A 16,309-nucleotide genomic window follows, 5' to 3' on the forward strand; every position below is an offset into this window, starting at 1 on the left:
GCCTGGGATGGTTCCACCGTGCTGCATCGGGCGCATGCCGTTGCGTCCGCCCGCCATGACCGCTGATGCTCTTGGTGTCGCACTGACCAGGCCCGGGCCGGCCGGCCCACGGCGCGGCGGCATCCGACATCCACGCACTCACCCACGGGGGGACACCCATGCCCATGCGCACCCGAGCAGGCGCGCTCACCGCACTCACCGTACTGACCACCGCGGCCCTCGCGGCCGGCACGCTCCTCACCGCACCGGCCGGAGCCGCTCCGCCGGCCGCCTCACCCAAGTTCCTGTCGGCCTCCGAGCTGCCGCCGCACCCGTCCTCGGCCTGGACCGCGGGACCGGTCACCGACGGCTTCCCGGGGGAACTCGGCTCCTGCCTGGGCGCGGAGGGCCTGCCCGGTTACGACTACCGGCACCGGCAGTTCCGGACCGACCTGGATACCGGCGCGGTACAGGTCACCGTCGTGACGGGCTCCGCCGCCAAGGCCAAGGCCCTCGCCGCGCGGCTCGACGACGAGATCCGCACCTGCGCCGACCGCCTCGAGGAGTCGTACCCCGACGTCGAGGCCGAGGGCCGCGACTACGGCACGCTGCCGGTCGAGGAGGGCGCCCGCGTGCGCGGACTGCACACCGAGACATCCTGGGGCGCGACGGACATCGCCCTGCTGTCCGTCGGCCGGGACGGCAGGACCGTCACCGTCGTGCGGTGGGGACAGATGGGCGACTTCGGCGACGCCCCGGTGGCCGCCTTCAAGACGACGACGACCACCGCCGTCAACAAGCTCTACTGACCGACGCGACCACCGCGAAGGACCGGGGCCGTCCTCCCGCCACGGGGGTGGGGAGGACGGCCCCGTACCGGCCGGCGTCCGAGAGGGACCGTAGAAACCGTCGTACTTCGGCCAACTTCACCGGAGCGACGCGGACGGTGACCGTCCGCCCCGTCTCTGCACCGCGTACGGAAGGATCGGCAGCCGGCCATCGGCAGTTCGGCCGATCTCCGGCCGTCAGCATCCATCACGGCACCCGCGACGGTTACCCTCTTGTCCCCCTGCCCTCCGCCGTCGTACCGCTCACGACCGCTCCGGCCGGCCCGTCGGCCGCGTCCGCGTGGCCGAACATCCGGTCGTTGACGACAAGACATGACTGCCGCGTGCCCGATGGGGCATGGATCCCCGTGAACGTGTTCGAGCAGGAGGGGAACCGACATCGGCGCGCGGGCGGGGGTCATGGAGAGGCAGGCACGACGAGGCGGTCCCATAGCGATCGGGGCCCTCTCGGCGAAGACGGTGGAGGACGAGACCGAAGACGTCACGGAGCAGGCGCCGACACCACAGTTGAGGCGCAGACTCGGGCGGGCGGACCTGCGGGCCGTGCCGGAGGCCCGCAAGGCACTGCGGGAACTGCTCGGACAGTGGGGGAAGAACGGACAATCCGACGTAGCGGAACTGCTCACCAGCGAACTCGTCACCAACGCCATCGTCCACACCGACCACGACGCGGTCCTGACGGCCACCGTCGGGCCCCGTGGACTGCGGGTGGAGGTACGGGACTTCGTGGCCCGCAGACCCCGGCTGCGCGTACCGGCCGCCGACAGCGGTACGAACGGCAGGGGCCTGTTCCTGGTGCAGTCCCTCGCGGACGCCTGGGGGGTCAGGGCGCACGGCGTGGGCAAGGCCGTCTGGTTCGAACTCGGCTCCGAGGCGGCGTGAGCGGCAGGGCATGAGCGCGAGGCCTGAGCGGCAAAAGGGGACGCGGCCCGCGGGCCGCGTCCCCTTCCGTCCTGTGCGCCACCCGGTCAGCCGAACTGCTGCTCCAGGTCCTTGAGCTTGCGCTCCAGGGAGTCCAGGCGCGGCAGCGCCATGGTGTCGTCCTCCGCGGTGAGGTCGACGGTCACCTGGTCAGTCCCTTTGCGGGCCGGCTGAAGGGAGGGACGCGAGCGGACGGGCAGAGGCTCCGGCCCGGATATGGCAGGCTCCGCGGAGACCTGCGAGGAGCCTCGCTCCACCTGCACCTCCAGCTGCCGGCCGCCGCCGCGGCCGAGGTAGCCGCGGTGGCCGCGGCTGATCGCCTTCAGCTGGGCCCGCTCCACGCGCTGCTGGTCGCGGCGCCGCTGCCGGGCCTCGTCCTTCTTGCGCTTGTCGTCGCGCACCTCGTCGACCGCCTCGTCGAGGCTGCGCACACCCTCCAGGAGCATCAGCGACCAGGCCCTGTACGTCTCCCGGGGGGCCCGCAGCCAGCGCACGATACGGATCTGCGGCAACGGGCGGGGCACCAGGCCCTGCTCCCGCAGAGCGGCCCGGCGGGTCTGCTTCAGCGCGCGGTCGAAGAGCACCGCCGCCGACAGCGACATGCCCGCGAAGAAGTGAGGCGCACCCGCGTGGCCGATGCCCCGGGGCGCGTGCACCCAGTTGAACCAGGCCGCGGCGAACGCGAACGTCCAGACGAGTATCCGGGAGCCCAGCGCGGCGTCACCGTGGCTGGCCTCGCGTACCGCGAGCACGGAGCAGAACATCGCCGCGCCGTCCAGGCCGAACGGAACGAGGTACTGCCAGCCGTCGGTCAGCCCGAGATTCTGCTCGCCGAAGCCGACCAGGCCGTGGAAGGAGAGCGCGGCGGCGACGGCCGCGCAGCAGAAGAGCAAGACGTAGGAGACGGTGCCGTAGACGGCTTCCTTGCGTCTGCGGCGCTCCTCGCTGCGCTCCCAGGAATCGTCCGCACGCGTGTCCTTGACCGAGGAGCGCTTGCCGCGCGCGAGCACCGCCACCGCCGCCAGCATGCCCAGGAGGAGCACGGCGCCCGGAAGCAGCCAGTTCAGCGATATGTCGGTCAGTTTCATTGGGGTGGTCCCTTGCATTGGGATAGGGCCTAACGCCCGCCATAGTGGCCCAATCCCCTCGGCGCTCAGGGGGTTTCGGGGCAAGAGGCCGCCAACGAAGTGCAAGGGAACGCCCAGGGCGGTGTTCTGCTCGAACTACCGCTTGAGGGAAGGAAGTTGAGTTCGAACACGACCACCCGTACGGGTGGTTCCCAGGAAAGTTTCGGTGACACGTGAGGGTGGTGCGACCTCAACTGGCGGTGGCCAGCAGCTTGGTGACCCGGTCCGCGTCACAGGTGCGCGGGCAGGTGGCACAGGTGTCCTCGGGACGCAGGGTGTAGAACATGCAGCAGCTTGCCCGGTCCCGGGTGCGCAGGGGCTCGCCGCCGGGGCCGGTCAGCTCACGGAAGGCGGCCGTGCCCACGTACGGCTTCGTGGCGCCCGGCAGGAGCAGCTCCAGCTCGCGCATCGCGCGCCGCTCCTCGATCTCGCCGAACAACTGGGCGACGTACCAGAGCCCCTCGACGATCTCGTCGGTCGCCATGCCCCACAGGGCGCGTCCGCGCCGTCGCATCCGGGGGCCGAAGCCGGTCAGGACCGGCTCCAGGTGCTCGGCGACCGCCGACCGCACCTCGGCCCGCAGCGCCTCCTCGTCGGGGACGACCCGGGCGCCGGGCAGCACGGCGGCCTCGTCGCCGGGCAGGCAGGCGAAGCCGGCCGGGCGGACGGCCAGGTGGCCGAGGGCGTGGCCCGGGGCGGCGCGGTCGAACGAGACGTGCGTCACGGGGTAGCGGGGCACGCGGCGGTTCAGGAACCAGGGGACGGTGATCAGGAGGCATGCGGGCCAGGCGTACCGGTGCAGGCCGAAGCTGGCGATGACGTCCGGGCGGGCCTGCTGGTCGTAGTCCTGGCGTATCTGGGTGTCGTCCCAGGCCAGGTACGAGTCGAGGTCGGTGCCCGCGGCGGCGAGGGAGGCGGCGGTGATCCAGCCGCCGTCCGGGGTGTCGTCCCCGGGGGCGAGTTCGGTGACGGCGAGCCCGGGGAGGACCTCGGCCAGGCGGGCGTAGGCGCCGGAGACGGCCGAACGGGGCACGGGCATGCGATCACCGATCCACGTCGTCGAACGGGTGCTCTGAAGGTAAGCCTTACCTTATCGAAGATCGCCGGGATTTGAACTGGCGGCCGGTGCGCTTATGGTGCTTGACGGACGAGTAACAACCCGCCGTAATGACCGCAAGTACCGATACGTCCGGAGGAGGACCCGTGAGGCAGGTCGCGCAGGGCTCCGCCGGGACAGGGGCGCCGCAGGCGCGTGCCGGGGAGTCCGGGCAGGCGGGGCCGGCCCGGGTGCCCCAGCAGACCGGGGAGGTGCGCGGTGAACACACGCACAGTGAGCCCGCCCCTCCGCGGCACCGGCCTGTGGTGCGACGGGCCTCGGTGCGCGGGCAGATCGTCGACGCCCTGCGGGCCGCGCTGGTGGCGGGCGAGCTCAGGCCCGGGGAGGTGTACTCGGCGCCGGCGCTCGGCGAGCGGTTCGGGGTGTCGGCGACGCCGGTGCGGGAGGCCATGCAGCAGCTGGCCCTCGAGGGCGCTGTCGAGGTCGTGCCGAACCGGGGGTTCCGGGTGGTCGAGCGCGGGGCGCGGGAACTGGCGGAGCTGGCCGAGGTGCGGGCGCTGATCGAGGTGCCGGTGATGCTGCGGCTGGCCCGTACGGTGTCGGCCGAGCGGTGGGCCGAACTGCGTCCCTTCGCCGAGGCGACGGTCCGCGCGGCGTCCTCCGGCTGCCGCGCGACGTACGCGGATTCGGACCGGGTCTTCCACCGGGCCGTGCTGTCCCTGTCCGGCAACGAACAGCTGGTCCAGATCGCGGAGGACCTGCACCGGCGGGCCCAGTGGCCGCTGGTCGGGGGCGGGACGGGGGTACGGGGGCGGGCGGACCTGGTGGCGGACGCGCACGAGCACACGGCGTTGCTGGACGCGTTGATCGCCCGGGACCTCGAGGTGGTGCGGGAGTTGGTGGGGGAGCACTTCGCGGGAGCGGCGGCGGCCGGTGGGGGATCGCGTAGCGCCTAGCAGTGCTGTCCGGAGAGGTTGGTGACGGTTCCCTCATCGGCGCACCGCGGAACGGCACAGAGCCGGACTTCGGCCCAGCTGTCGCCGGCACCGCCGCCGAGCCGCCGGAGATTCGGCAGGGCCGATTCGGGAACGCCGGAACGCGGGAGCGGGGAGCTCGTGAACAGGGTCCGGGCAGATCGTGAACAGGGTCCGGGCAGGCGGATGGCCAGGCCCCGGCAGCAGGCCGGGGCGGCGTTCGGCACCTGCCGCCGGCGGCGCCTGGGGCGCGACGACGAGCGGACGCTGACCCCCCTTCAGGCGCAACAGGGGTACTGACGCCGCGTGGCGTCGTGTGCCCTGACGCCACGCGGGTGAGCATGTGCGGACCCAGCTCTCTTCCCGTACCAGGGGATGCGATGCCCGACCGCGCTGACCATGTCCGCCCCGAGGGCGGCGCACCAAGGGGGATCTCGCTGCGACGGCCGTCGGAGCAGTTGCTGTTCAGCGGGATCTACGGACTGGTGCTGGCCAGCTCCATGGTGGCCGCCCTCGACGAGACGGGCGAGAAGGCCGATCCCGGTGCGGACGCGCTGTGGGTACTGATCACCGCGCTGGCGTCCGGTGCCGCCCATGGGTACGCGCACGTCATCGCGCAGCGTGCGGCCGCCGACGGGGCAGCCACCACGAGCAGCCTGCGGGCGATGCTCGCCGCGTGGCCACTGGTCGCCGCCGCGCTGCCCACGGTGGGGATACTGCTCGCCGCGGCAGCCGGGTGGTGGGCGGAGGACACGGCTGTGGACGCGGCCCTGCTGTTCAATCCCGTCGCCTTGTTCGCCTTGGGCACCTCGGCCGCCCGCGCCGCAGGGCACGGATGGCTGTCCTCATGCCTGGCAGGGGGCCTCGACATGCTGATCGGCCTGGTGATCATCATGGTGAACGCCCTGGTCCATTAGCCTCCCCCGGACCGCGTCACGCCGTGGCCGCCCCCGCCGCCGGAGGCAACGGCGTCAACACCCGTGCCAGCCACGTCGGCACACCCCCGAGCAACCGGAACAACCGCCGAGCCTCCTCCCGCAGCCGGGACGCCTCCGGCTCGGTCTCCGTGTCGGCCAGGGACACCAGCGCCGGGGCCGTGCCGACGAGGTAGCCCAGTTCCTCGCGGATCCGCAACGACTCGGCGAAACCGTGCCTGGCCTCCGCCAACTCCCCGTCCCGCAAAGCGAGCCCGGCCAGGTGGCGCCATGTGAAGGACAGCAGCAGCGGGTCGGAGTGGGCCGTCGCGCCCGCGTGAGCCCGGCGATACGCCGCACGTGCCGCCTGCGGGGACCGCGTCAGGTTCTCGGCGAGCAACCCGCGCCGGAAGTCGAGCAGGGCCCGCTGGCCGGCCCCCGGAGGGATCAGCGCCGCCGCCCTCCCCAGCGCCGCGCGGGCCTCGTCGGCGCGGTCACGCACCGCGAGGAGGGTCGACGCGTAGGCCAAGTACCCGCGTTCACAAGCGGCCGCGCCACGCTCGTCGTCGCTGTGCGCCAGCGCCTCGGCGGTGCGCAGGGCGTCCTCGGCCTCCTCCCAGCCCTGCTCGGTGTACAGACACCGCTCCACCAGCAGCGAGGCGCGTTGCAGCGCCGCCGCGGGGGTGTCCGGCAGCAGAAGGGCGGCGGCGTCGGCCCAGCACGCGCGGGAGCGCAGCCGCCATACCGCGGTCTGGAGGGGATCGTCACCGGCGGTCGTTCCGTTACCAGACATGGCGGTATGCGCCACGTTGCCCTCCCCGAGCACGCCATCGAGCTGTTGAGTGGTGGCGGCATCTCAGCACGAATCGCGGCGCCGGGCCAAGAGGGTGGGTGAAGGATTTCACAAAGTCGTGGGACTCCGGCCCCCTCGCGGTTCGGGCCGGGACACCCCGGCGTCTCAGCTCATCCGCAGCGCCAGGAAGAAGTCCAGCTTGTCCTCCAGCCGTGACAGGTCCCGGCCCGTCAACTGCTCGATGCGGCCCACCCGGTAGCGCAGCGTGTTGACGTGCAGGTGGAGACGGGCGGCGCAGCGGGTCCAGGAGCCGTCGCAGTCCAGGAAGGCCTCCAGCGTGGGGATGAGTTCGGCTCGGTGGCGGCGGTCGTAGTCGCGGAGCGGGTCCAGGAGGCGGGCCGTGAACGCGCGGCGGACGTCGTCCGGTACGAAGGGGAGGAGCAGGACGTGGGAGGCCAGTTCCTGGTGGCCCGCCGCGCAGACCCGGCCGGGGCGGGCCGCCGCCACGCGGCGGGCGTGCCGGGCCTCCTCCAGCGCGCCGCGCAGGCCCTCCGCCGAGTGCACCGTCGCGCTGACACCGAGGGTGAGGCGCCCGTCGCCGTCGAGGCCCGCCGTGAGGGGGTCCCGCACGGACGCCAGGAGGGCGTCCGCGAGGATGCCGGTCTCCGAGCCGTCGTGTTCCGTCGAGACGGCGGGCAGCGGGACGAGGGCGATGGCCTCCTCGCCGGTGTGGGCCACTGCGATGCGGTCCGAGTGCTCCGGGCCCGCCGACAGGGGGTCGACCAGGATCTCCTCCAGCAGGGCCTGGGCCATCGGGCCGCTCTCGGTCTCCCCGCCGTCCCAGTCGAGGCGGGCCACGACCACCTGCCAGTGCGGCGCCGCGCCGAGGCCGGGCAGCAGCACCGGTGCGGCCACCCGCAGACGGGCGGCGATCTCGGCGGGGGCAGCGCCCGTCTGGACCAGCTCCAGGACCTCCTGGGCGAGGCGGCGGCGGACCGTGCGGGCGGCGTCCCGGCGGTCCCGCTCGACCGCGATCAGCTGGGTGACGCCGTGCAGCAGGTCCAGGCGCTCCTCGGCCCAGTCCCCGGCGTCCGCCTCGACGGCCAGCAGCCAGTCGGACAGCACGGTCTCGCGGACGTCGCGGGCGGTCTGCGCGGAGCGGCCCGTCGAGCGGACCGGGAACAGGGAGTAGGTGGAGCCGCCCAGGAGGACGCGGTGGGGGGCGCGGCGGCCGGTGCGGGTGGCGGCCAGGTGCTCCGCCGCCAGCCGTCCGCACGCCTCGGCCGGCAGGGCCGGTCCGCCGACCTTGGGATCGGCGATCAGCCGGCCGGTGGGGGAGAGGACCCAGGCCCGCAGGTCCAGGTCCGAGCCGAGCAGGTCGAGGACCACGTCAGGGCCGCCGCCCGCCGGGCCCGAGGTCATCATCCGGCGGTGCCGGTCGACCACCGCCGCGAGGTCGCCGGCCCGCTCGCCGGAGACCTGCCGCACGACGTGCTCCGTGATGGTCGCGAACGCCACCGACTCGTGGACCGCGAAGAGCGGGAGGCGGTGCCGTGCGCAGGCGACGACCAGGTCCTCCGGCACGTCGCCCAGCTCGGCCTCGCCGGCCGCCAGCGCGGCCACGCCCTCCTGCACCAGAATCCGCACGAACGGCTCCGAGTCCGCGGCGTCCCGGCGCCAGGCCAGGCCCGTGAGCACCAGCTCGCCGCCCGACAGGTAGCGGCTGGGGTCGCGGAGATCGGTGGTCATCACACCGCGCACGGTGCGGTCCAGCTCGTCCTCGCCGCCCAGCAGCTTGAGGCCCAGCGCGTCCGTCTCCAGCAATGCGCGCAGCCGCATGCTCGTCGCCGCCGTTCTTTGTCTCGATCACGTTTCCACAGGAAGACGAGGACGTTCCTGAGGGCCTTTGTTCATACGAATCTACAAGATGCCCGTCCTGGCCAGCCAACTCCTTCATGGTTTCCGTGACTGACCCGTCGGAGTGCCGCCCTGTGTACTGAGTCCCATACGCGTCAACAGCACATGACGAGCCGGGACCGCCGCACACGGATTGGCTCAATCTGATCGCCCCACGAGATGACGGAGAAGAGAGCCGGTCATGGACTTCCTTCGCCCCGCCAGCTGGGAGGAGGCGCTCGCCGCGAAAGCCGAGCACCCCACCGCTGTGCCGATTGCGGGTGGCACCGACGTGATGGTCGAGATCAACTTCGACCACCGCCGGCCCGAGTACCTCATGGACCTGAACCGCGTCGGTGACCTCTCCGAGTGGGAGGTCGGCGAGGAGAGCGTCCGGCTGGGCGCCTCCGTGCCGTACACCAGGATCATGGAGAACCTGCGCGCGGAGCTGCCGGGCCTGGCCCTCGCCTCGCACACGGTCGCCTCCCCGCAGATCCGCAACCGCGGCGGCGTCGGCGGCAACCTCGGCACCGCCTCCCCGGCCGGCGACGCCCACCCCGCGCTGCTCGCCGCGGGCGCAGAGGTGGAGGTCGAGTCGGTGCGCGGGTCGCGTCGCATCCCGATCGACGAGTTCTACAAAGGCGTGAAGCGCAACGCGCTCGCGGCCGATGAGCTGATCCGGGCCGTGCACGTGAAGAAGGCCGACGGGCCGCAGCAGTTCTCCAAGGTGGGGACCCGGAACGCGATGGTCATCGCTGTCTGCGCCTTCGGGCTGGCGCTGCACCCGCGGACACGGACCGTGCGGACCGGTATCGGCTCCGCCGCGCCGACACCCGTTCGGGCCAAGGCCGCCGAGGAGTTTCTGAACGCCGCTCTGGAGGAGGGCGGCTTCTGGGACAACGGGAAGATCATCACCCCGTCCGTCGCCAAGCGGTTCGCGGACCTGTGCTCCGCCGCCTGCAACCCGATCGACGACGTCCGGGGCACCGCGAGCTACCGCCGCCACGCGGTCGGCATCATGGCCCGCCGCACGCTGACCTGGACCTGGGAGTCCTACCGCGGCGCCCGCCACATCACCGAGGGAGCCGCGTGATGCGTGTCCACTTCACGGTCAACGGCCGACCGCAGGAAGCCGACGACGTGTGGGAGGGCGAGTCCCTGCTGTACGTGCTGAGGGAGCGCCTCGGCCTTCCGGGGTCGAAGAACGCCTGTGAGCAGGGCGAGTGCGGGTCGTGCACCGTACGGCTCGACGGTGTGCCGGTGTGTGCGTGCCTGGTGGCGGCCGGCCAGGTGGAGGGCCGTGAGGTCGTCACCGTCGAGGGGCTCGCCGACTACGCGAGACACCGGTCCTGCGGCAGCGGCGAAGCCGGAGGGAGGCAGGCCGACGGCACCGACTCGCAGACCGGCGAGGGCACCGAGCTGGCCCCGATCCAGCAGGCGTTCATCGACGCCGGCGCCGTCCAGTGCGGCTTCTGCACGCCCGGTCTGCTGGTCGCCGCCGACGAGATGCTGGAGCGCAACCCCGACCCGACCGACGCGGACATCCGCGAGGCCCTGTCGGGCAACCTGTGCCGCTGCACCGGCTACGAGAAGATCATGGACGCGGTCCGCCTCGCGGCCGCCCGGCAGGGAGAGGCGGTCTGATCATGTCTTCCCCCAACGGAACGCCCACCAAGATCACCCAGGGTTCGCAGACCAAGGGCGGCATCGGCGAGTCCACTCTCCGCCCGGACGGCACCCTCAAGGTCACCGGCGAGTTCGCGTACTCGTCCGACATGTGGCACGAGGACATGCTCTGGGGGCAGATCCTCCGGTCGACGGTCGCGCACGCGGAGATCGTGTCCATCGACACGAGCGAGGCCCTGGCCCTGCCGGGCGTCCACGCCGTCCTGACCTACGACGACCTGCCCACGGACGTGAGGCACTACGGGCTGGAGATCCAGGACACCCCGGTCCTCGCCCACGGCAAGGTCCGCCACCACGGCGAGCCGGTCGCGATCGTCGCCGCCGACCATCCGGAGACCGCCCGCCGCGCCGCCGCCAAGATCAAGGTCGACTACCGCGAACTGCCCGTCCTCACCGACGAGGCCTCCGCGACCGCCCCGGACGCCGTCCTCGTCCACGAGAACCGCGACGATTACCACGCCGGTCACGTCCCGCACCCCAACATCCTCCACCGCCAGCCGATCGTGCGCGGCGACGTGGCCGCGGCCCGTCGGCGCGCCGCCGTGATCATCGAGGGCGAGTACACCTTCGGCATGCAGGACCAGGCCTTCCTCGGCCCCGAGTCCGGTCTCGCCGTGCCGGAGGAGGACGGCGGCGTCCACCTCTACATCGCCACCCAGTGGCTGCACAGCGACCTGCGGCAGATCGCGCCCGTGCTCGGCCTGCCCGAGGACAAGGTGCGGATGACGCTGTCCGGCGTCGGCGGCGCGTTCGGCGGGCGCGAGGACCTGTCGATGCAGATCCACGCCTGCCTCCTGGCGCTGCGCACGGGCAAACCCGTCAAGATCGTCTACAACCGGTTCGAGTCCTTCTTCGGGCACGTCCACCGCCACCCGGCCAAGCTGCACTACGAGCACGGGGCCACGCGCGACGGCAAGCTGACGCACATGAAGTGCCGGATCGTCCTGGACGGCGGCGCCTACGCCTCGGCCTCCCCGGCGGTCGTCGGCAACGCCTCCTCCCTGTCCGTCGGCCCGTACGTGATCGACGACGTGGACATCGAGGCCATCGCCCTCTACACCAACAACCCGCCCTGCGGCGCCATGCGCGGCTTCGGCGCCGTCCAGGCGTGCTTCGCCTACGAGGCGCAGATGGACAAGCTCGCCGAGGAACTCGGCATGGACCCGGTGGAGTTCCGTCAGCTCAACGCCATGGAGCAGGGCACCATCATGCCCACCGGGCAGCCGGTCGACTCCCCGGCGCCGGTCGCCGAACTCCTGCGCCGCGTCAAGGCGATGCCGATGCCGCCGGAGCGGCAGTGGGAGAGCAGCGAGGGCGCCGACCTGCGGGAGCTGCCGGGCGGCCTGTCCAACACCACGCACGGCGAAGGCGTCGTACGCGGGGTCGGCTACGCGGTCGGCATCAAGAACGTGGGCTTCTCCGAGGGCTTCGACGACTACTCGACCGCGAAGGTCCGGATGGAGGTCGTGGGCGGCGAGCCCGTCGTCACCGTCCACACGGCGATGGCCGAGGTCGGCCAGGGCGGTGTCACGGTCCACGCGCAGATCGCCCGCACCGAGCTGGGCGTCACCCAGGTGACCATCAACCCGGCCGACACTCAGGTGGGCAGCGCCGGTTCGACCTCCGCCTCCCGGCAGACGTACGTCACCGGCGGCGCGATCAAGAACGCCTGCGAGCTGGTGCGCGAGAAGGTGCTGGAGATGGGACGCCGCAAGTTCGGCTCCTACCACCCGGCCTGGGCGACGGCCGAACTTCTGCTGGAAGGCGGCAAGGTCGTCACGGACGGCGGCGAGGCCCTCGCCGACCTGGCCGATGTCCTGGAGGATGAGAACGTCGAGGTCGAGGAGGAGTGGCGGCACCGGCCGACCGAGCCCTTCGACCTGCGCACCGGCCAGGGCAACGGGCACGTCCAGTACTCCTTCGCCGCCCACCGCGCCGTCGTCGAGGTCGACACCGAACTCGGCCTGGTGAAGGTCGTCGAGCTGGCCTGCGCCCAGGACGTCGGCAAGGCGCTCAACCCGCTGTCCGTGCTCGGCCAGATCCAGGGCGGCACGACCCAGGGCCTGGGCATGGCGGTCATGGAGGAGATCGTCGTCGACCCGAAGACGGCGAAGGTGAAGAACCCGTCCTTCACCGACTATCTGATCCCGACCATCCTCGACACGCCGACCATCCCGGTCGACGTCCTCGAACTCGCCGACGAGCACGCCCCGTACGGGCTGCGCGGCGTCGGCGAGGCACCCACCCTGTCGTCGACCCCGGCGGTCCTCGCGGCGATCCGCGACGCGACCGGCCTGGAGCTGAACAGGACGCCGGTCCGCCCCGAGCACCTGACCGGCACGCACCTCTCCGAGGGCTGAGCGGCACCGTCCTCGCCGGGGACCTCGTCCGCCGCCTCCCCGACCCCAAGGAGACCGAGACAGATGCTGGACATCGCCGAGGAGCTGAACCGGTGGGTCGAGCAGGGCCGTGACTTCGCCGTGGCCACCGTGGTGGCCGTCGGCGGCAGCGCACCCCGCGGCCCCGGAGCCGCGCTCGCCGTGGACGCCGACGGCACGGCCGTCGGCTCGGTCTCCGGTGGCTGCGTGGAGGGCGCGGTCCACGAGCTGTGCGAGCAGGCGCTGCGGGACGGCGAGACCGTCCTGGAGCGCTTCGGATACAGCGACGACGACGCCTTCGCCGTGGGTCTGACCTGCGGCGGCGTCATCGACATCCTGGTCACCCCGGTACGGGTCGCCGATCCGGTCCGGCCGGTGGTCGCGGCCGCGCTCACCGCGGCCGTGTCCGGGGAGGCGGCGGCGGTGGCGCGGATCGTGTCGGGCCCGCGCGAACTGACCGGCCGGGCCCTCCTCGTCCGCCCCGACGGCTCCTACGGCGGAGGCTTCGGCGGCCACCCGGAGCTGGACCGCACGGTCGCCGCCGAGGCGGGCGCCCTCCTGGACGCCGGCCGCACCGGCACCCTGGAGATCGGAGAGCAGGGCTCTCGCTGCGGAGCACCGCTCACGGTCCTGGTCGAGTCCTCGGTCCCGGCGCCCCGCATGATCGTGTTCGGCGCGATCGACTTCGCCTCCGCCCTGGTCCGCGTCGGCAAGTTCCTCGGCCACCACGTCACGGTGTGCGACGCGCGGCCCGTCTTCGCGACCCGGGCGCGCTTTCCGGAGGCCGACGAGATCGTCGTCGAGTGGCCCCACCGCTACCTGGAACGCACGGACGTCGACGCCCGCACGGTCCTGTGCGTCCTGACCCACGACGCCAAGTTCGACGTGCCCCTGCTGAAGCTGGCCCTGCGCCTGCCGGTGGCGTACGTCGGTGCCATGGGCTCCCGGCGCACCCACCTGGACCGCACCGCACGCCTGCGCGAAGCAGGCCTCACCGAAGCGGAGTTGAGCCGGCTGCACTCCCCGATCGGCCTGGACCTCGGCGCCCGCACGCCCGAGGAGACGGCCCTGTCGATCGCGTCGGAGATCGTCGCCGAGCGGCGTGGCGGCAGCGGGGTCCCGCTCACCGGGGCGCACACGCCGATCCACCACGAGCCGGAGGCGAAGGCGGTCCGGCGGATCGGGTCGGTGGCCTGACCGGGTCAGAAGACCGTCAGGCGCGGCACGGGGCCGGGCGTCACGGTGACCTGAGCAGACGGTTCAACGCCCGCCCGAACACATACCGCGAGGAGCGCCGCACCACGCCGTCGAGGAGCGACGGCAGCAGCCGGATCCTGATCTCCTCCCGCCAGACCACGCGGGTACGGCCTCCGGGGCCCGGGCGGACCTCCAGCTCCGCCCAGCCGAGAACCACCCGGCCCCGCTTCTCCAGGCGGCACAGTCCCGGCACCCCGTCCTCCGGCGGCTGCCACACCGTGACCTCCATCGGGTCGTCGAAGGACAGCGGGCCGATACCCGAGCGGGCCACGACGACGGTGCCCTGACGGGTCGGTTCGGGTGGGACCACTCTGACCGCGGTCAACGGCACCACCTCACCGTGCCGCCGCCACCGGGTGATCCGCCGCCACGCCTCGTCGAGGGGAAGCGGGACCGTTCGTTCGAGCAGGATGTTCGCCACGTCACGATCGTAGGAAATCCCCGCTGCTCAAGGCCTGTTCTGTGCATGCCTCACCCGGTTGGCCCATGGCTCGGGCCCTACCGGTAGACCTCCCCCGGCTCCGCCTTGCCCGGCGCCAGCAACTGCGGCACCGTCACGAACACGTACCCTCGTTCCTTCAGGGCGTCGATGATCCCCGGCACGGCCGGCACGGTGCCGTCGTAGATGTCGTGCAGCAGGATGATCCCGTCCCGGGACGCTTGGGCGAGGACCCGGCGGGTGATCAGGTCCGAGTCGGTCGTCCGGTAGTCCTTCGCCGTCACGCTCCACAGCACCTCGGCGAGGCCCAGCTCGCGGCAGATCTCGTGCACGGTCTCGTTCGTGCGGCCTTGCGGCGGGCGCATCAGGGTCGGGCGCCGTCCGGTGAGGCGTTCTATCTCCTGGTTGGGGCGTTCCAGCTCCTCGCGTATCTCCTCGGGTCTCAGCCGGGTCAGGATCTTGTGGTCCCAGGTGTGACTGGCCACCTCGTGGCCCTCGTCGGCCATGCGGCGCACCAGCTCCGGGTACGTCTCGATGTGCCGCTCACCTAGGAGGAAGAAGGTCGCCGGGACCTGTTTTTCCCTCAGGATGTCCAGCAGACGCGCGGAGTGCTCGCTCGGGCCGGCGTCGAAGGTGAGGGCGATGCACTTGGTCCGGCGGCAGTCGGCCGTGCCGAACCCGGCTGCCTGGACGTCCACCGCCGCCTGTGCCCGGACGGTGGCGGGAGCGGTGGTCTCGCGTCCCGTGCACCCGCTCAGGGCCAGGGTGAGTGCGGCGGCCGCCGCGAGCGTTCCGGCCGTTCGGAACGCGGTCCCCGTTTTCTTCATCTTCTTGGTCAGAGAAGGCATGCCGGGACTATACATGCAGTGTATACATAAGGTGTATAGAGTTTTCCGGCGCTGCGAGTGGCTACCCGCCGCCGGAACGCAAACCCGGCGGAGGGAGGGTCTCGTGAACGGACATGTCTGGCGCCGGGCTCTGGTGACCGGCGGTGCCGGGTTCGTCGGATCCCATCTGTGCGCACGGCTGCTCGACGCCGGCGCGGAAGTCGTGTGCCTGGACAACCTGGCCACCGGCTCCCGGGCCAACGTGGCCGACCTGGAGTCGCGCCCCGGCTTCCGCTTCGTGCGCGGTGACGCCACCGACCCGGAGGCGTTCGCCGGCCTGCCCGGCCGGTTCGACCTCGTCCTGCACTTCGCGTGCCCGGCCTCGCCCGCCGACTACCTGCGGCTGCCCCTGGAGACCCTCGACGTCGGCAGCACCGGCACCCGCCTCGCACTGGACCGCGCCCGCGCCGACGGCGCCCGGTTCGTCCTCGCCTCCACCTCCGAGGTCTACGGCGACCCGCTGGAACACCCGCAGCACGAGGGCTACTGGGGCAACGTCAACCCGGTCGGCCCGCGCAGCGTCTACGACGAGTCCAAACGCTTCGCGGAGGCCCTGGTCACCGCCCATCGCGGCGTGCACGGCACCGACGCGGCCATCGTCCGGATCTTCAACACCTACGGCCCCCGGATGCGCACCGGCGACGGCCGCGCCGTCCCCACCTTCATCGCGCAGGCCCTGGACGGCATGCCCCTGACCGTCGCCGGAGACGGCGGGCAGACCCGCTCGCTGACCTACGTCGACGACACCGTGGACGGCGTGCTCGCCCTGGCCGCCTCCGCCGAGACGGGCCCGGTCAACGTCGGCGGCGGCGACGAGATCACCATGCTGGAGCTGGCCCGCCGGATCGTCGAGCTCACCGGCTCCGCCTCCCGCATCCGGTTCGTGGACCGCCCCGCGGACGATCCCGCCCGGCGCCGCCCCGACACCCGGCTGGCCCGGGAACGGCTCGGCTGGCGACCCCGCGTCGGCTGGGCGGAAGGCCTGGAGCGGACCGTTGGCTGGTTCTCGCGGTCCGTGGCGGCCTGAGCCGGTCACCGGCCGCCCACTCGGGGCTACATAAAGTGACACAACTGGCGATTTCGGGTCAGTTGGCTCCAATTGTTTGAGACAGCTGCATCGCGGCACTCGCCAGGACCGTAGTCCCCATCGACC

General features: G+C 72.3%; 15 protein-coding genes. 9 read left to right on the forward strand and 6 right to left on the reverse strand.

What is annotated here, in order from left to right; all coding sequences use genetic code 11:
- Window positions 1-158: 158 nt before the first annotated feature.
- On the forward strand, window positions 159-788 hold the full coding sequence (locus IE97_RS0118170; RefSeq protein WP_030240846.1) for a hypothetical protein: 630 nt from the start codon (window positions 159-161) through the stop codon (window positions 786-788).
- A 438-nt stretch (window positions 789-1,226) separates the two neighbouring features.
- The gene (locus tag IE97_RS0118175; RefSeq protein ID WP_051705026.1) at window positions 1,227-1,709 is read left to right on the forward strand and encodes an ATP-binding protein; all 483 of its coding nucleotides are present in this window, start codon (window positions 1,227-1,229) and stop codon (window positions 1,707-1,709) included.
- Window positions 1,710-1,795: 86 nt separating this feature from the next.
- Here IE97_RS0118175 and IE97_RS0118180 read toward each other — a convergent pair whose 3' ends face one another.
- Together IE97_RS0118180 and IE97_RS0118185 are read right to left on the reverse strand one after the other, a co-directional pair.
- On the reverse strand, window positions 1,796-2,836 hold the full coding sequence (locus tag IE97_RS0118180; RefSeq protein ID WP_030240855.1) for a DUF2637 domain-containing protein: 1,041 nt from the start codon (window positions 2,834-2,836) through the stop codon (window positions 1,796-1,798).
- 229 nt (window positions 2,837-3,065) lie between these two features.
- Window positions 3,066-3,914 carry a (2Fe-2S)-binding protein gene (locus IE97_RS0118185; protein ID WP_030240859.1) on the reverse strand — a complete coding sequence of 283 codons (849 nt, stop codon included), beginning with the start codon at window positions 3,912-3,914 and terminating at the stop codon, window positions 3,066-3,068.
- A 164-nt stretch (window positions 3,915-4,078) separates the two neighbouring features.
- Between IE97_RS0118185 and IE97_RS0118190 the strand changes: the two genes are divergently transcribed.
- Both IE97_RS0118190 and IE97_RS0118200 read left to right on the forward strand, forming a co-directional pair.
- Window positions 4,079-4,888 (forward strand): GntR family transcriptional regulator, encoded by an 810-nt coding sequence (locus IE97_RS0118190; protein ID WP_037835675.1) that lies wholly within the window; start codon window positions 4,079-4,081, stop codon window positions 4,886-4,888.
- 398 nt (window positions 4,889-5,286) lie between these two features.
- Window positions 5,287-5,823 (forward strand): hypothetical protein, encoded by a 537-nt coding sequence (locus IE97_RS0118200; protein ID WP_030240866.1) that lies wholly within the window; start codon window positions 5,287-5,289, stop codon window positions 5,821-5,823.
- A 16-nt stretch (window positions 5,824-5,839) separates the two neighbouring features.
- Here the strand turns inward: IE97_RS0118200 and IE97_RS0118205 are convergent, their stop codons facing one another.
- Both IE97_RS0118205 and IE97_RS0118210 read right to left on the reverse strand, forming a co-directional pair.
- A complete protein-coding gene (locus IE97_RS0118205; RefSeq protein WP_234310781.1) occupies window positions 5,840-6,613 on the reverse strand; it encodes a hypothetical protein in 774 nt (257 codons plus the stop codon).
- A gap of 165 nt (window positions 6,614-6,778) precedes the next feature.
- Entirely contained in the window at window positions 6,779-8,452 is a 1,674-nt protein-coding gene (locus IE97_RS0118210; protein ID WP_030240875.1) for a PucR family transcriptional regulator, read from the reverse strand.
- A 259-nt stretch (window positions 8,453-8,711) separates the two neighbouring features.
- Here IE97_RS0118210 and IE97_RS0118215 point away from each other — a divergent pair, with 259 nt between their 5' ends.
- The 4 genes from IE97_RS0118215 to IE97_RS0118230 all read left to right on the forward strand — a co-directional run bounded on the left by IE97_RS0118215 (window position 8,712) and on the right by IE97_RS0118230 (window position 13,770).
- On the forward strand, window positions 8,712-9,602 hold the full coding sequence (locus tag IE97_RS0118215) for an FAD binding domain-containing protein (RefSeq protein WP_030240877.1): 891 nt from the start codon (window positions 8,712-8,714) through the stop codon (window positions 9,600-9,602).
- Complete coding sequence (locus IE97_RS0118220) at window positions 9,602-10,153, forward strand: (2Fe-2S)-binding protein (protein ID WP_030240886.1); 552 nt, start codon at window positions 9,602-9,604, stop codon at window positions 10,151-10,153. The genes IE97_RS0118215 and IE97_RS0118220 overlap by 1 nt, the downstream gene beginning before the upstream one ends.
- A gap of 2 nt (window positions 10,154-10,155) precedes the next feature.
- On the forward strand, window positions 10,156-12,555 hold the full coding sequence (pucD, locus tag IE97_RS0118225; protein ID WP_030240891.1) for a xanthine dehydrogenase subunit D: 2,400 nt from the start codon (window positions 10,156-10,158) through the stop codon (window positions 12,553-12,555).
- A 63-nt stretch (window positions 12,556-12,618) separates the two neighbouring features.
- A complete protein-coding gene (locus tag IE97_RS0118230; RefSeq protein ID WP_030240895.1) occupies window positions 12,619-13,770 on the forward strand; it encodes an XdhC family protein in 1,152 nt (383 codons plus the stop codon).
- A gap of 40 nt (window positions 13,771-13,810) precedes the next feature.
- On the opposite strand, the gene IE97_RS0118235 is transcribed toward IE97_RS0118230, so the two are convergent.
- Complete coding sequence (locus tag IE97_RS0118235) at window positions 13,811-14,251, reverse strand: hypothetical protein (protein ID WP_030240900.1); 441 nt, start codon at window positions 14,249-14,251, stop codon at window positions 13,811-13,813.
- A 77-nt stretch (window positions 14,252-14,328) separates the two neighbouring features.
- The gene (locus tag IE97_RS0118240; RefSeq protein WP_030240904.1) at window positions 14,329-15,117 is read right to left on the reverse strand and encodes a polysaccharide deacetylase family protein; all 789 of its coding nucleotides are present in this window, start codon (window positions 15,115-15,117) and stop codon (window positions 14,329-14,331) included.
- Window positions 15,118-15,220: 103 nt separating this feature from the next.
- Here IE97_RS0118240 and IE97_RS0118245 point away from each other — a divergent pair, with 103 nt between their 5' ends.
- A complete protein-coding gene (locus IE97_RS0118245) occupies window positions 15,221-16,183 on the forward strand; it encodes an NAD-dependent epimerase/dehydratase family protein (protein ID WP_030240906.1) in 963 nt (320 codons plus the stop codon).
- Window positions 16,184-16,309 lie beyond the last annotated feature (126 nt).

This window comes from Streptomyces sp. NRRL S-455 (assembly GCF_000717875.1).
Lineage (GTDB): Bacteria > Actinomycetota > Actinomycetes > Streptomycetales > Streptomycetaceae > Streptomyces.

What these genes read in the sequence shown, in the direction of transcription:
- IE97_RS0118170 (WP_030240846.1), top strand. Translation starts at nt 159, where the DNA reads ATGCCCATGCGCACCCGAGCAGGCGCGCTCACCGCACTCACCGTACTG.
- IE97_RS0118175 (WP_051705026.1), top strand. Translation starts at nt 1,227, where the DNA reads ATGGAGAGGCAGGCACGACGAGGCGGTCCCATAGCGATCGGGGCCCTC.
- IE97_RS0118180 (WP_030240855.1), bottom strand. Translation starts at nt 2,836, where the DNA reads ATGAAACTGACCGACATATCGCTGAACTGGCTGCTTCCGGGCGCCGTG.
- IE97_RS0118185 (WP_030240859.1), bottom strand. Translation starts at nt 3,914, where the DNA reads ATGCCCGTGCCCCGTTCGGCCGTCTCCGGCGCCTACGCCCGCCTGGCC.
- IE97_RS0118200 (WP_030240866.1), top strand. Translation starts at nt 5,287, where the DNA reads ATGCCCGACCGCGCTGACCATGTCCGCCCCGAGGGCGGCGCACCAAGG.
- IE97_RS0118205 (WP_234310781.1), bottom strand. Translation starts at nt 6,613, where the DNA reads ATGTCTGGTAACGGAACGACCGCCGGTGACGATCCCCTCCAGACCGCG.
- IE97_RS0118210 (WP_030240875.1), bottom strand. Translation starts at nt 8,452, where the DNA reads ATGCGGCTGCGCGCATTGCTGGAGACGGACGCGCTGGGCCTCAAGCTG.
- IE97_RS0118215 (WP_030240877.1), top strand. Translation starts at nt 8,712, where the DNA reads ATGGACTTCCTTCGCCCCGCCAGCTGGGAGGAGGCGCTCGCCGCGAAA.
- IE97_RS0118220 (WP_030240886.1), top strand. Translation starts at nt 9,602, where the DNA reads ATGCGTGTCCACTTCACGGTCAACGGCCGACCGCAGGAAGCCGACGAC.
- pucD (WP_030240891.1), top strand. Translation starts at nt 10,156, where the DNA reads ATGTCTTCCCCCAACGGAACGCCCACCAAGATCACCCAGGGTTCGCAG.
- IE97_RS0118230 (WP_030240895.1), top strand. Translation starts at nt 12,619, where the DNA reads ATGCTGGACATCGCCGAGGAGCTGAACCGGTGGGTCGAGCAGGGCCGT.
- IE97_RS0118240 (WP_030240904.1), bottom strand. Translation starts at nt 15,117, where the DNA reads ATGCCTTCTCTGACCAAGAAGATGAAGAAAACGGGGACCGCGTTCCGA.